Origin of the sequence: Rhizobium sp. YTU87027 (assembly GCF_050644135.1) — a bacterium.
Taxonomy (GTDB): Bacteria; Pseudomonadota; Alphaproteobacteria; order Rhizobiales; family Rhizobiaceae; genus Rhizobium.
Window position 1 is genome coordinate 388,493 of sequence record NZ_CP098442.1, and the last position, 13,987, is coordinate 402,479.

Below are 13,987 nucleotides of genomic sequence, written 5' to 3' on the forward strand. Positions count from 1 at the left end.
TTATGCCACCTTCGGCCGAGCGGCCCGCCGGGCGGCGGAGGCTTCGAGCCAGGCATAGAAGGCCTCCATGCCCTCGCCCGTGCGCGCCGAAACGGTCAATGTCTGCAGCCGCGGATTAACGCGCAGCGCGTTGGCGATGCAGAAGCCCACATTGAAATCGAGATGCGGCAGCAGGTCGGCCTTGTTGAGGATCATCAGGTCGGCCGCCGCGAACATGTCGGGATATTTGAGCGGCTTGTCCTCGCCCTCGGTGACGGACAGTACCACGACCTTGTGTGCTTCGCCGAGATCGAAGGCGGCGGGACAGACGAGGTTCCCGACATTTTCGATGAACAGCATCGAGCCGGGCTCGGGCGCGAGATCCTCCACCGCGTGGCCGACCATGTGGGCGTCGAGATGACAGCCCTTGCCGGTATTGATCTGGATGGCGCGGGCGCCGGTCTCGCGGATGCGCGCCGCATCGTTCGACGTCTGCTGGTCGCCTTCGATGACGCTGATGGTGACGCGATCCCTGAGGTCGGTGATCGTCCGGACCAGCAGGCTGGTCTTGCCCGAGCCGGGGCTGGAGACGAAATTCAGCGCGAAGATGCCGTTGCGGTCGAAATAGCGCCGGTTCGCGGCGGCATAGCCATCGTTCTTCGAGAGGATGTCGCGCTCGACCTGGATGATCCGCTCCTGGCTCATGCCGGGAACATGAACGCCGGCTATGCCCTTGCCATAGTGGACGCTGCCGTCTTCGCCATGATGATGGTCGTGCTCGTGGTCACCATGGGCATGGTGATGGGCGTGACCATCGTCATGATGGTGATGGTGGTGGTGCCCATGGCCGTGGTCATGGTCATGGTGATGCCCATGACCCCCGGCCTCGTGCTCGTGGCCCTCGATGGCCGACGTCCCGCAACCGCATACCGTGCACATCAGATCACCTCCATATCCCTGATCTTCAATTCGTCGCCGGCCGTCATCTGGACGCGATGCCGGCCGCAGTCAGGGCAGGCCCCGAACCGCTCCTCCAAGGCCACCGTCTTGCCGCAATCGAGGCACCAGCCCTCACCGGCGATCCGGTTGATCTCAAGCGTTGCGCCATCGGCGATTGTGCCATGCCTGACAGCTTCATAGCAGAAGAGCAGCGCATCCGGATTGACATGACTCAAGACTCCGACATCGAGCCGGATCGACTTGACGCGCGTCACGCCGTTCTGTCGCGCCGTGTCGCAGGCGATTTCGATCACGCTTTCCATCAATGACATTTCATGCATCGGCCGCCTCCCTGATATCGACGTCGAAGGCCACGCAGGGGTCGAACAGCACCGCGAGAAGCGATACCGACCGTATGGCTGTGTCGCCGGTCCCTATAGGTGAAGACAGCAGCGTCTCGACGAAGGGACCGGCCGGATGGAAATTCCACTCGGTCGGCGCGAGAATCCGGTAGGCCGAGAGCCTGCCATCGGCGCCGATCTCCGCCTGATGATAAAGCCTGCCGCGCGCACATTCCACCGCGCCGTAGCCGCCGGCGCCCGGCGTCGGGCCGCCGCCGGCGAGGGACGCCCAGTCGAGCGCGCCATCGCCAAGGATGGAGCCAAGCTGGTCGAGCGAGGCGCGAACGTCGGCTATCCGCGCGCGAAGGCGTTGCGCCAGATGGGGGCCTTCCTGCGAGCTGGCCGGGGCAAGGCGAACATAGGCGCCGGTCTCGACGACGCGGCCGCGCAGATGCGGAAGGCTGGCATAGCCGGGTTCCGTGCAGAGCCGCACGACAACGTCGGCGTCGTCCCTGCTGGTCAACGGGTCCGGGCTGTGGCCGGCGAAGATATGGTCGTGCTCGACATCCTCAAGCATCGCCGCGCAAGCCGTTCCCTTCATGGGAGCATCGGCCTCGCGCGTGACGCCGAGTGCTGCGGCCGCCGCCGTCAGCCTCTCGACCGGCAATTCGAGATGCGCGCGATCGACCTTGCCGGCCTTGACCCTGGCGATGATCGCCTGCGAGGCGGCCAGCGCATCGCGGAGATGCCTGCCGGCGGACGCGGCCAGCGTGACGGGAAGGGGCACCGGCCATTGGAGAATGAGGGCGCGCAGGGTCTCGAATATGCGTTCGGCGAGCAGGCCCAACCCTGCGCCGATCCGCTCATCATCGCTCATCGCACGATCTGTGGCATTGAGGGTCGCGAGGCGGGCGGCCACCGACTGGGCAAAGCCGCAGAGCGAAAAGACCTGGCCCGCAAGCAGCGGCGCCTCGTCGGCTATGCGGCCGAGAAACATGCATGTCAGGCCCTGCGGGCGGCTTGCCGCAACCGCGACCGAGCAGGCGAGGCAGCGCGATACCGCGACCTGGATCCTGATCGTGCCGGCGCCGAGAAGGAAGGTCATTTCGCCATCTCCTCGCGCTTGCGGAATTGGCCGCGCAGCAGATCTCGCCGGTTCACCGCGGCGGGTGGCGCCGGCGGCGGTTCGAGCGTGGCGGGATCGAAGAAGGCGCGGACGGCCTCCTCGGCCGTGGCGAGTGCTGCCTCCATCGTGGCGAATTCGAAGACCGGCGAGAACAGGGAACAAGAATCCACCCTGCCGACGCCGTCGAGTTCGCCAGTGATGAACTCGACCTCGCCCGCCGGCAGCCCGACGCGCAATGTCGTGCCGGAGACGGCGGCGGCCGATGGCGCGCCATCCGGCAGGTCGACCGCCACGAGGTTCATGAACCAGGGCGTGGTGACGATGCCGAAGGCGCGCGCCCCAAAGGCGCGGAAACCGGTCGCGGCAACGCCGAGCGCCGGGTTGCAGATCGGCACATCCACCATGGCTGTGGCATGGATATGCCGATAGCAATCCTCGAGCCGAGCCCCGAGCTGACGGGCCGGATCGGGCCCGACCGGTTCCGCACGCTCAGCGTCCATCGCCCAGCCTCATGAACTTGGACTGCAGCGCATCGCAGTTCGGACAACGCCAGTCCTCGGGCAGGTCGGCGAAGGCCGTGCCCGGCGGGATCTGCCAGACCGGATCGCCTTCGGCCGGATCATAGACATGCCAGCAGATGCCGCATTCCATCCGGTCCTCGTCCGACAAGGTCTCGCGCTTGCCGAAATTCTCGAAGGCGCTCATTTGAAATAGGCCTCCTCGATCTCGCGGAGTCGCATTTCGGAATCGCGGAAGTCCTCCTCCGCAGCCACGGCGACCGAGGGTATGTCGCAGATCTCCAGCGTATCGAGGATGATCGTGTCCATGGCGTTGTAGAACTGCACCGACCAGACATTGCGCGCGCCGGTCGCCACGATACGGCAGGTGCCATAACCGCGCGAGGTGAGTTGCACCGGGCCTGCGCCCAGCGTCTCCTGCAGGAAGGCCATGTCCTCCGGGCTCATGGGGAAAAGCGAGAAGGTGATGACATGGGTCGGTTCGCCGTCGCGGTAGCGGGCCGCCCGGTCGCCGACCTCGGTCAGCACCGGCATGACGTTCATGGCGCCGGCCGGGGCCGGACCATGGCTGATCGATGGGTGCAGCGCCGAACAGGCCTGACGGACTGCGGCCGGGATGCTCGCCACCTCGACATAGTCGCCGATCAGACGGCCTTCGACATCGGTGAACCGGATGCGCCAGACGCCGGCCATGACGGCCTCCTGCATCTGCGCCGTGATGCCGTTGGCAAGTGCGGCGACGCCCGCGACCTCGCCTTCGCCCAGCGTCTGGGTGATCAGCTCGCGGTCGTCCTCGGGATAATCCGTGATGTCGAACAGCCGACCCGGCGCGCCGGCCTTCTGCACCGCGAGTGCATCGGCGATGTCGGGCAGGAGCATCGCCGTCCGCCGACAGCGCCGGATCATTTCCTCGGCGCTGCTGGTGGCGAGGAAATTGATCTTGCGCGCGCGGAGCGGCGGCTCGGCGCCGATCGGCATCACCGTCATCGCGGCGTCTTCACCTTCGGGGGCTACCCAGAAACCGGCCTTCATCGCACGATCTCCTTGCCGGCATGGGTGATCTCGACCTTCGGACCGCCCGAGGCGACCATGACCGGTGCGTCGGGCGCCAGCCAGGCTCCGATCTTGTCGACATATTCCGACCAGTCGCGGATCTTTCCGATCACGCCCACCGGCTGATCGCGGCGCGTGACGACAAGGCTTGGCATGACGACCACATTGAAGCGGGCCTTGAGCTTGTCCTCTGCCGCACGCCGCACCACGGCGCCCCGCAAGCGACCGCGATAGTGGCCGAGCAGTTCGGGCAGGACCACGGCGACGTCATCGGCCTCGGGCCGCTGCGCCGGATCGCCGGTGAAAAACAGCACAGCATTATCAGGCTCGCCCGCGGCAGGGGCCAGGAAGGCATCGATCGTCGTCTCGTCGACGACGGGCAGGCGCGCCCGCTCGCTCAGGGCGCGGACCAGGGCAGATGGCATTGTCTCCTCCACAAATCATCATGCAAGTGTTCTGCAAGATGATCTGCAAACAGCGTGCCAGATCGGAGGAAGTTGGATTCCATTGATCTGGAAGGGAAATTTTCGCTGGAGAGAAGTATCGCCGGCCGCGAGATGGAAAGTCAATTTCCAGATTGGAAATTTTCTTTTCAGATGTCGCGCAAATGCGCCGGCAGTTCCGGCTCGCGCGTGAGGAGGTCCGCAAAGAGATTGTCGAAGGCGCGGCCCTCGACCGCCTCGGCGAGGCCGGCCAGCGCGTCGTCGATCGCGCGCGCCTCCTCGGCATCAAGCACGCGGATTGCGGAGCCAAGATGGGTGAGCACATGGGTTCCCGGAGACTGCGGGCCGACCAGCATCAGGGAGATGGAGGCCACCTCGCCATGTCGTTCGCACTGGGCAACGAATTCGTTGCCTGCGATGACCTGCATGGGAATGCCGATGCACATGCGCTTCACCTTGGTTCTGGACTTGCGAAATCGGGAGCCGCAGGGCGCAGGGGTGCCCGTACGGCTCCCGTCAGGCCGAAGCCTTGGGAGAAAGTGCGGTTCAGCCGCTGAGCAGTGCAGCGCCGGCAAGAGCGACAGCCGCACCCGCAATGCGGGCGACGATCTGACTTGCCCGGCCGAACCGGAGCGAGGCGAGCCCGATGCCGAGGCCATGCAGCGCGATGGTCGCGGCCAAGAACCCGGCCACATAGCCCGTTGCGTTCGCCATCGCCGGCAGTTCGGCGCCGTGCGCCTGTCCGTGGAAGAGCGCAGCTATGCCAACGATGGCCGCGGCGACAGGCGTGGGAACCTTCACCTCGAAGGCCACCAGCAGGCCAAGCACCGCGACGGTCAGTGCGATCGCGGTCTCGATCATCGGAAGCGCGGCGCCTTGGATGCCGAGAATGCCGCCGACGGCCATGACAGCGACGAAAGCCAATGGCACGATCCAGCGCGCCCTGCCGCCGAGCGTCGACGCCCAGAAGCCGACGGCCACCATCGCAAGCATGTGGTCGAGGCCGCTGAACGGGTGGGCGAGGCCTGCCAGCGTGCCATCGGAATGCAGCCCGACATGGGCATGGGCGACGCCCGGCAGCGTCAGCGCGGCGAATGCCGCTACAATTCTCCGGTAATTCATGGAATCCTCCTCAGTGGCTCAGCGCGGCCGGTTCGGCGCGCCGCTCATAGCGTTCGAAATCGATGTCGTTCTCGAGGAGCGGCGATGCCTCCGCCCCTTCCGGCCGCGCGGTGACCGCAACGCCCCACGCCCTCAGCACCCGGACCGCGGTCTCTACGGCGGCGGGTATCACCGCCTTGACCGGCGCGGTCAGCGGACCGCCCCAGTCCTCAAGATCGAGCGGCTGGCAACCGATCAGCGTCAGCCGCTCGGGATAGTGGCCCATCAGATCGGCGGCGCTCAGCACTTCCTGGAAGCCGGTCTGGTGCAGGCTCATCTTCTTGGCGCCGGTGAATTTCGGCACCTCGTCGTCCTCCACCACCTTCATCGTGCCCGGCTCGAGGCCGTAGTCGATGGCGTCGAAGACGATCAGCCGGTCGTGCTCATTGACGAACTGCACGAGGTAGAGCCCTTGGGTGCCGCCATCGAGGATGGTGACATTCTCGGGCACTTCATAGCTCCTGTGGAACTGCTCCACCGCGCGTACGCCAAAACCTTCGTCGGCCCAGAGGATGTTGCCGATGCCGAGCACGAGGATGCGCGGCGAAGAGGAGGATGGGATGGCCATCTAGTCCTCCCTGTCCTTGAAGAGCCGCTCGCCCGAGATCATCGACGAGATGATGCTCTGCCGACTCATGATGTCTTCGCGCACGGCCACGTAGATGTGGACCATGACGAAGACGAGGATCACCCACATGCCGAGATGATGGAAGGTGTGGATGTCCTGGCTGTTCGGCCAGATCGAGAACACCCAGCCGAAGAGGGAATATTCCCAGCTGTCGCGGCCGGCGCCCTCGCTGTAGAGCGCGAATCCCGTGATCACCATGAAGAACAGCGGCAGGGTGAACATCAGGAACATGGTGAACTGAGCGAGCGGATTATGGCCGACATATTTCTTGGGCTGCCGCGCGAGGAACGTGTACCAGCGGACCTCATGGAGCCATTCCTTCCAGAAGCGACCGCTCCAGAACGGCACGTAGAAGATCTGGCGGGCATGGATGTTGCCGACGAAGGCCCAGTAGACCCGGAGGATCAGGAACACGGCGAGGACCTGCCCCGCCGCGAAATGGACGAAGCGGATATAACCCATCAGGAAGTTGGCGCTCGCCTCGCCCGGCACCGAAGGCAGGGGCGAGGCGATGAAATAGCCGGTCAATGCCAGCGTCAGGATCGCGAAGGCGTTGACCCAGTGCCAGATGCGCACCGGGGCCTCGTAGACATAGACGCTCTGGCGCTCGATGGCCTTTTCGCCATGCGCGTCGGCAGCGGCGAGGTTCTCATGGACCGTCATGACCGTCCCTCCTCACCGGACCTGAACCTTGGCCATTTCCTGTCCGTCCGGGCTCATGACATGCGTCGAGCAAGCCAGGCACGGGTCGAAGGAATGGATGGTTCTTAGGATTTCGAGGGGCTGAGTGGGGTCGGACATCGGCGTGTCCATCAGCGACGCCTCGAAGGCGCCGATATTGCCGGCGGGATCGCGCGGGCTGCCGTTCCAGGTCGTGGGTACGACACACTGGTAATTGTCGATCTTGCCGTCTTTGATCTTGATCCAGTGGGCGAGCGCGCCGCGCGGCGCCTCAGTGAATCCGACGCCCTTGACCTCCTTCGGCCAGGTCTCCGGCTTCCATTTGTCGACAAAGGCGGTGGCGGAGTCGCCGGCCTTGATATTGGCGATCAGCTTATTCTGAAAGTAGCGCATCTGGTGGCCGGCCCAGCTCGACTCGAGCGCGCGCGCCGCGGTACGGCCAAGTGTCGAGAACAACGCCGACACCGGCAGGTCGAGATCCTTTAGCACCTTGTCGACGGGATCCTTGAACTCGGCCTTGTTCTGGGCATAGCCCACGACCCAGCGCGCGAGCGGCCCAACTTCCATCGCATTCCCGCGCCAGCGCGGCGCCTTGATCCAGGAATACTTCGCGCCCTCGTCGAGCTCCACGATATTGGTCTTGGTTCCCTTGGCATTGGGGCCGAGCTCATAATGCGGCTCGGTGATGCCGTCCCAGGGGTGAAGGCCCTTGGTCTCGTCGGGATATTTGTACCAGGAGTGGGTGACGAACTCCTGTATCTGCTCGGGGTCGGCATGATCGACGGGCAGGACTTCTGCCAGATTGCCATTGATGATCGCGCCGCGCGGCAGCTTGAGGCTCGACTCCGAATAGTCATTTGCGTGTTCCGGCACATCGCCATAGGCAAGCACGTTCTTGCCGGACAAGCCACCGCCATAGAGCCAGTCCTTGTAAAAGGAACCGATGGCCATGATGTCGGGCACATAAACCTTGTCATTGAACTCGATGATCTGATCAATGATCGAGGTCACCATGTTGAGCCGTTCCATGTTGATCGCGCCAACGGAGCCCGTGCCATCGATATTGATCGGACAGGGCACGCCGCCGACGAGCCAGTTCGGATGAGGGTTCTTGCCGCCGAAAATCGTGTGGATCTTCACGATCTCCTTCTGGAAGTCGAGCGCCTCGAGATAATGCGCCACAGCCATCAGGTTTGCTTCCGGCGGCAGCTTGTAGGACGCATTGCCCCAATAGCCGTTCTTGAAGGGCCCGAGCTGGCCAGACTCGACGAATTTCTTGAGCCGTGTCTGGATGTCCTTGAAGTAGCCAGGCGAGGACAGCGGCCAGTCGGAGACGGACTGCGCCAGCGCCGAGGTCGCCTTCGGGTCGGCCGACAGCGCCGAGACCACGTCGACCCAGTCGAGTGCGTGCAAGTGATAGAAGTGCACGACATGGTCATGCACCTGCAGCGCGAGCTGCATCAGGTTGCGGATCGAATTGGCATTCTCAGGAATGGTGATGCCAAGCGCATGCTCGACCGCGCGCACCGAGGTCAGCGCATGGGTACCCGTGCACACCCCGCAGATGCGTTCGGTGAAGGCCCAGGCGTCGCGCGGATCGCGATTCCTGAGGATGACCTCGATACCGCGCCACATCGTGCCGGTCGACACGGCGTTGCGGATGATGTTGTTTTCGTCGACATTCACCTCGACCCGCATATGCCCCTCGATGCGGGTGACGGGATCGACGACGATGCGCTTGCCGGAATTGTCCAGCGTGAAGCCGTTGGGTGTCTGGATCGTCATGATGGTGCTTCCTGCCCTTGATGTTTATGCGTCGGCTTTTTCGCGCTTGGTGGTCACGCGCTTGACTGCAGTGACCGCCGCATGCGCGGCGACCGCTCCGCCGACGACGCCGGCCGCAGTCAGGCCAACCGTGTCGGCATTCGCCTCGACGCCAAATTGATGGAGGTTGGTCAGCCGGTCATAGAAGCTGCCATTGTCCCAGAAGCCGTCTTCGGAGCAGCCGATGCAGCCATGGCCCGACTGAATGGGGAAAGATACCCCGCCGTTCCAGCGCACGGTGGAGCAGGCATTGTAAGTGGTCGGGCCCTTGCAGCCCATCTTGTAGAGACAATAGCCCTTGCGCGCGCCCTCGTCGTCCCATTCCTCGACGAACTGGCCGGCATCGAAATGGGGGCGGCGATAGCACTTGTCGTGAATGCGCTGGGAATAGAACATCTTCGGCCGGCCCTGCCGGTCGAGTTCAGGCAGCTTGCCGAAGGTGGTGATGAAGGTCACGACGCCCGTCATCACCTCGGCGATGGGGGGACAGCCCGGAACCTTGATGATCGGTTTGTCGAGGATCACTTTGTCGATCGGCGTCGCCTGGGTCGGATTGGGCTTGGCCGCCTGGACGCAGCCCCAGGAGGCGCAGGCGCCCCAGGCGATAATCGCCATTGCGTCCTCGGCCATCCATTTCAGCTTCTCGACGAAGGGCCGGCCGCCGTCGATGCAGAACATGCCGTCCTCGTTGAGCGGGGGATTGCCTTCAACGGCGAGGATGTACTTGCCCTTGTACTTCTCCTTGGTCTCCTCGAGGATCGCCTCGGCCTGATGACCGGCGGCGGCCATGATCGTATCGTCATAGTCGAGCGAGATCATCGACAGCACGACATCCTTGACCAGCGGATGGGCCGAGCGGATGAAGCTTTCGGAACAGCAGGTGCATTCGAGCCCATGCATCCAGATGACGGGCACTCGCTCCTTGGTCTCGAGCGCCTCGGCCATCGCGGTCGCGGCACCTGGAGCGAAGCCCAGGCTCGCGGCGGTGAGGCTGCAGAACTTGGTGAAACTGCGCCGGGTAATTCCCTGGCGGCGGATGACGTCATAAAAGGTTTCGGCAGCTGCCATGTTGCTCCTCCAGCAAACCCATCCCGATCGCATCGCCTGGATAAACATCCGGGCTCTGTCGTGAAGAGCTTTGCAAGAAGCGGACCAGTTCGTATTCCGGCGCTTGATTTCCTTCTATGTAACTGAAACAATTTACCTATTTTAGCGACGCCGCGCGTCCGTCCATCCTGTCGGCGGAAGGTTGGCGGAAAGCCACCTTTCAGCGCTGAAAGCCGCATGACCGCCCTGCGGAGGCGAATCAATGCGCAGTGCAGACCATGCAGGGGTCGAAGGAGCGAATCACATGTTGCAGGGCCGCGGACTTCGCACCCATTCCCCGAGTGTCGAGGCCGGCAAGGGCGGCCTCCAACGGGCCGGGCACGCCGGCCGCGTCGCGCGGTGAAAAGTTCCAGGTGGTGGGGGCGATGATCTGGTAGCGCTCGATCGGGTCGTCGCGAATGCTCACCCAATGACCGAGCGCGCCCCGCGCCGCTTCGACGAGACCGGCCCCCTCGGCATTCTCAGGCAGGGCGAAGTGGCTGGAAAACTCATCCTTGAGCCGCAGTTCGCGCAGCCATCCGCCCATGGAATGGACCAGAAGCGCCGTCTCGATCAGCCGAGCGACGATCCGGGTGCGGACCGACGTACCGCCGTCACGCGCGATCAGCGACAGGATGAGAGGATGCCCGGCAACGGCAAGCCGCGCAACCGCGCCGGCCTCGGCCGGAGCCTTGGCGAGACGCGGCGCCTTGGCCCAGGAATAGGCTTTCTCTTTCTCGGCGGTCGGAACGGTTTCGGCATTCCATGGGCGGTCGCCGGTCTCCAGGAACCAGGAATGGGCCACGTCCTCGGATATGCCGCCGGCGTCGAGCGGCAGGATTGTGCCGTCAGCCTGGGCGACACCCGCAGGCAGGAGCGATCCCTCGGCCGTGTGGTAGGCACCGTAAGAGAGCAGCCAGCCCGGCCCCTTGCCGAGACGCGAAAGCGCCAGATCCTCCGCCAGCCGGAGGAAGAAGCGGAAGTCGCCCGCCATACCCTCAGCATAAGCCGCGAGTTCATCCTCCGTCTCCAGCGACAGGATCGTATCGAGCGAGTCGCCATAGAGCGACTGTTCGAGAAAGACCTGGAATTCGCCGAGCAGGGTCGCGAGCTGGACCCGCTCGCCGACATCGATGGCGCGCGTCGTGCCGCCGGGCTGGAAGGCGAGCGAATGCGGCCATTTGCCGGCGATCACGCCCATGACCTCGAGCAGCCGCTTGCGCATCGGCAGGAACTGTGCCGAACCGCTGCCGCTCACCGCCTTGAAGCGCGGCACGGCCTCGCCGAACCAGGGCCGCCCGGCATACTCGTCGCGGGCGAAATCCGGCATGAAGAACAGATAGAAATGCGTCAGATGGTCGGCGATGTTTTCCGCCGCATGCGCGAGATTGGCGGCGATATAGCCGTTGGGCGCCGCGCGTCCGCCGGCAAGATTGCGCAGCGCGGTCGCGGCGGCGATCGACTGCGACACCGAGCAGATGCCGCAGATACGCGGCGCGATTACCAGTGCATCCAGCCCCGGCCGGCCGCTCAGTATCTGCTCGAAGCCGCGATAAAGCGTCGTGGTGACCTCGGCTCGCTCGATGATGCCGTCCCTGATATCGAGCGCGACTTCGAGATCACCCTCCACCCGATTGAACGGCCCGGCGATGATGCGGCTCATGCACCCACATCCTTATTGCGCCGGGTATCAAGAACAACGCGGTCGGAGGTGGCGTTCTCCCGCACCCGGTCGGGTGTCGCCGACTTGGAGAGCGCGGCCAGCGCCACAAACCAGGCCTTGGGCATGTCCCGAGGCAGACCCACCGGTATACCTCCGATCTTTGGCGTTTCGAGAAAGCCCGTTTGATCCTCGAAAGCAGGCTCGGTACAAGCGACACAGGAGAAGCCGCCATGGGTACAGGAGCCGCTACCATTCCAGCCACGCTGATTGCAGTCGCCGGCGGCCTGGGTTGCCTTGCAACCGAGATGTTCCATCATGCAGCCGAGATCGGAGAATTTTTCCGCACTCGCCTTGAACTCGTAATATTCGTTGCGCTCGCAACCATGATGGGCGAGCGTTTTCGTATAGAATTTTGGCCTGCCGAGCAGGTCAAGGTCGCGTTCATCGAAATCACCCATTTGCAGTGCGACGATCGTCTCCATGATCCAGCCGGGATGCGGCGCACATCCCGCGACATTGATGACAGGGAGACCTGACAAGGAACGATAATCAGCGCTGAGCGCGCCCCCCACCTCCGAGCCCTCATACTGGAGGCCGCAAGCTTCAATTGGATCAGGCGCCGCTGCATGGATGCCGCCATAGGAGGCGCAGGTCCCGACCGCGATGCAGTGCCTGGCGCGAGGCGCCAGCCGCCTGATCCAGTCGAACATCGTTCGGCCAGTCCCACCCAGCCGATTGAACAGACCGGTGCCGTTCGGACCGCGCAGGACGGAACCTTCGATACACAGGAAATCGAGCGGGGTCCGGCCCTCGGACACCGCCTCGAGGATATCGACCGCCTCAGCGCCGCTTTCTTCACTCAGGGAGGGATGCCAGAGGAGCTCGATGCCGAAGGATCTGAGCTCCCGAGCCCAGCCCTGCGCCCCGTTTTCCAGCACCGACATCGTGCACCCGCCGCAACTGCCTGCTTGCAGCCAGAGCAGTGTCATAGGGGGATCAGATTTGGACAAGCCGGATAACATCGTTGCAGAATCTCGCATCTTGAGGCGAGCCGGTCAACCGCGCCATCGACTTGCGCGATTCACAATGAATACCCTTACGCTCCAAGCGATTGCCACGACTATCTCTGGAGACCGGCTATGCACAGCCAATCGGCGAAATGTTCGAGTGTCTCTAAACGGAAGGTCGGTCTGCTGTCGATTTGGGTGGAGCCTTCTACAAGTAGCGACGGCATGCCGGCGGCGGCAGCCGCCGCAATATCTGCCTCACCATCCCCGACCATGATACAGGCGGCTGGCGGCACGCGCAGCTCGCGTGCGGCGTGAAACAACATGTCCGGTGCGGGCTTTCGTCGGTACGGGCTGTCACCGCCGACAGTGATCCCGAAGCACGATAGGAGGCCGAAATGATGCAGAATCTCCCGTGCGAAACGTTCCGGTTTGTTAGTAACGAGTGCCAATGGTACCCCCAATGCATTCGCAGCACTCACGGCCTCCGCTGCGCCCGGCAATAAGATGGTGCGGCATACGAGCTGCCGAGCGTAGATGACGTTCATGCGCCTTGTCGCCTCGTCCAGGCCGTCGCCCGAAAGCGCAAGACCGCAGGCGAGATGCGCCCTTTCGACAAGCTTGCGAATACCATGACCGATCATCGCCCGGACGGACGGCACAGACAGTGGGCCAAGCGCACGCTCACCCAAGACCTCGTTGACGGCATTGGCGAGATCCCCGGCTGAATCTATCAGCGTTCCGTCAAGATCAAACAGAATCGCCATAGGCTTCGACACCGCGACCAAACCGCGATGGGAGCATGGCCTAGAATCCGCGCCCATGCTGCTCCCCATCTGCTCTCCCTATGTGGCGGTTGAAAGAGCGCCTTCTGCCGCGCTCCGGATCGCTAGAATATTTGACCTGTATCCCGCCTCATCCTTGCCGCCGAATATGGCCGATCCAGCGACAAGAACGTTGGCGCCTGCAGCCGCAACCAGCGAGGCAGTCTCCGGCGTCACGCCGCCGTCGACCTGGATATCGATCGGCCGCGCGCCGATCATCGCCTTGACGCGGCGGATCTTTTCGAGAACCGGCGCGATGAAGGACTGGCCGCCGAAGCCGGGGTTCACCGTCATGAGCAGTATCAGGTCGACGCGGTCGAGCACATAGTCGATCGCGCTTTCTGGCGTGGAAGGGTTGAGTGAGACGCCCGCCTTCCTGCCCAAGCCGCGGATCGTCTGCAGCGACCGGTCGAGATGCGGCCCCGCCTCGGCATGCACCGTGATGACGTCGGCGCCGGCCGCGGAGAATTCGGCGAGATAGGGATCGGCGGGCGCGATCATCAGGTGACAATCGAAGACGCGGTCGGTGCGGTTGCGCAGTGCCCTGATCACAGGCGGTCCGAAGGTGATGTTGGGGACGAAATGGCCGTCCATCACGTCGAGATGGATCCAGTCTGCGCCGGCGCGGACCACCGCCTCCACCTCGTCGCCCAGCCGCGAAAAATCAGCAGACAGGATCGAGGGCGCGATAATGATGTCGCTCATGATGTGTTG

General features: G+C 63.9%; 17 protein-coding genes. All 17 read right to left on the reverse strand.

Features of this window, described 5'->3' with window-relative positions:
• Nucleotides 1–918: a hydrogenase nickel incorporation protein HypB gene (gene hypB, locus NBG89_RS30550; protein WP_416068662.1), complete on the reverse strand. Its 918-nt coding sequence runs from the start codon at nt 916–918 to the stop codon at nt 1–3.
• Nucleotides 918–1,259, reverse strand: a complete 342-nt coding sequence (gene hypA, locus NBG89_RS30555; protein ID WP_416068661.1) for a hydrogenase maturation nickel metallochaperone HypA — start codon at nt 1,257–1,259, stop codon at nt 918–920. Before hypA ends, hypB begins: the two co-directional genes overlap by 1 nt.
• On the reverse strand, nt 1,252–2,364 hold the full coding sequence (locus NBG89_RS30560; RefSeq protein ID WP_416068660.1) for a hydrogenase assembly protein HupF: 1,113 nt from the start codon (nt 2,362–2,364) through the stop codon (nt 1,252–1,254). The genes hypA and NBG89_RS30560 overlap by 8 nt, the downstream gene beginning before the upstream one ends.
• Entirely contained in the window at nt 2,361–2,885 is a 525-nt protein-coding gene (gene hybE / locus NBG89_RS30565; RefSeq protein WP_416068659.1) for a [NiFe]-hydrogenase assembly chaperone HybE, read from the reverse strand. Before hybE ends, NBG89_RS30560 begins: the two co-directional genes overlap by 4 nt.
• On the reverse strand, nt 2,875–3,090 hold the full coding sequence (locus tag NBG89_RS30570) for a rubredoxin (RefSeq protein WP_416068658.1): 216 nt from the start codon (nt 3,088–3,090) through the stop codon (nt 2,875–2,877). The genes hybE and NBG89_RS30570 overlap by 11 nt, the downstream gene beginning before the upstream one ends.
• Nucleotides 3,087–3,935, reverse strand: coding sequence for a hydrogenase expression/formation protein (locus tag NBG89_RS30575; RefSeq protein WP_416068657.1), 849 nt, complete (start codon nt 3,933–3,935; stop codon nt 3,087–3,089). The genes NBG89_RS30570 and NBG89_RS30575 overlap by 4 nt, the downstream gene beginning before the upstream one ends.
• Nucleotides 3,932–4,381, reverse strand: a complete 450-nt coding sequence (locus tag NBG89_RS30580; protein ID WP_416068656.1) for a hydrogenase accessory protein — start codon at nt 4,379–4,381, stop codon at nt 3,932–3,934. The genes NBG89_RS30575 and NBG89_RS30580 overlap by 4 nt, the downstream gene beginning before the upstream one ends.
• A 167-nt stretch (nt 4,382–4,548) precedes the next feature.
• Nucleotides 4,549–4,845 carry a HypC/HybG/HupF family hydrogenase formation chaperone gene (locus NBG89_RS30585; protein WP_416068655.1) on the reverse strand — a complete coding sequence of 99 codons (297 nt, stop codon included), beginning with the start codon at nt 4,843–4,845 and terminating at the stop codon, nt 4,549–4,551.
• Between the two features lie 100 nt (nt 4,846–4,945).
• On the reverse strand, nt 4,946–5,521 hold the full coding sequence (gene hupE / locus NBG89_RS30590; RefSeq protein WP_416068654.1) for a nickel permease HupE: 576 nt from the start codon (nt 5,519–5,521) through the stop codon (nt 4,946–4,948).
• A gap of 10 nt (nt 5,522–5,531) precedes the next feature.
• Nucleotides 5,532–6,128, reverse strand: a complete 597-nt coding sequence (locus tag NBG89_RS30595; protein ID WP_416068653.1) for a HyaD/HybD family hydrogenase maturation endopeptidase — start codon at nt 6,126–6,128, stop codon at nt 5,532–5,534.
• Nucleotides 6,129–6,851 (reverse strand): Ni/Fe-hydrogenase, b-type cytochrome subunit, encoded by a 723-nt coding sequence (gene cybH / locus NBG89_RS30600; RefSeq protein WP_416068652.1) that lies wholly within the window; start codon nt 6,849–6,851, stop codon nt 6,129–6,131.
• Nucleotides 6,852–6,863: 12 nt separating this feature from the next.
• Entirely contained in the window at nt 6,864–8,654 is a 1,791-nt protein-coding gene (locus NBG89_RS30605) for a nickel-dependent hydrogenase large subunit (RefSeq protein WP_416068651.1), read from the reverse strand.
• Nucleotides 8,655–8,678: 24 nt separating this feature from the next.
• Nucleotides 8,679–9,761, reverse strand: coding sequence for a hydrogenase small subunit (locus NBG89_RS30610; RefSeq protein ID WP_416068650.1), 1,083 nt, complete (start codon nt 9,759–9,761; stop codon nt 8,679–8,681).
• Between the two features lie 238 nt (nt 9,762–9,999).
• Nucleotides 10,000–11,442, reverse strand: a complete 1,443-nt coding sequence (locus tag NBG89_RS30615; RefSeq protein ID WP_416068649.1) for a nickel-dependent hydrogenase large subunit — start codon at nt 11,440–11,442, stop codon at nt 10,000–10,002.
• Complete coding sequence (locus tag NBG89_RS30620; protein WP_431324636.1) at nt 11,439–12,431, reverse strand: HupU protein; 993 nt, start codon at nt 12,429–12,431, stop codon at nt 11,439–11,441. Before NBG89_RS30620 ends, NBG89_RS30615 begins: the two co-directional genes overlap by 4 nt.
• Before the next feature lie 131 nt (nt 12,432–12,562).
• Entirely contained in the window at nt 12,563–13,216 is a 654-nt protein-coding gene (locus NBG89_RS30625; RefSeq protein WP_416068647.1) for an HAD-IA family hydrolase, read from the reverse strand.
• A 78-nt stretch (nt 13,217–13,294) separates the two neighbouring features.
• Nucleotides 13,295–13,978: a ribulose-phosphate 3-epimerase gene (rpe, locus tag NBG89_RS30630; protein ID WP_416068646.1), complete on the reverse strand. Its 684-nt coding sequence runs from the start codon at nt 13,976–13,978 to the stop codon at nt 13,295–13,297.
• Nucleotides 13,979–13,987: the final 9 nt, after the last annotated feature.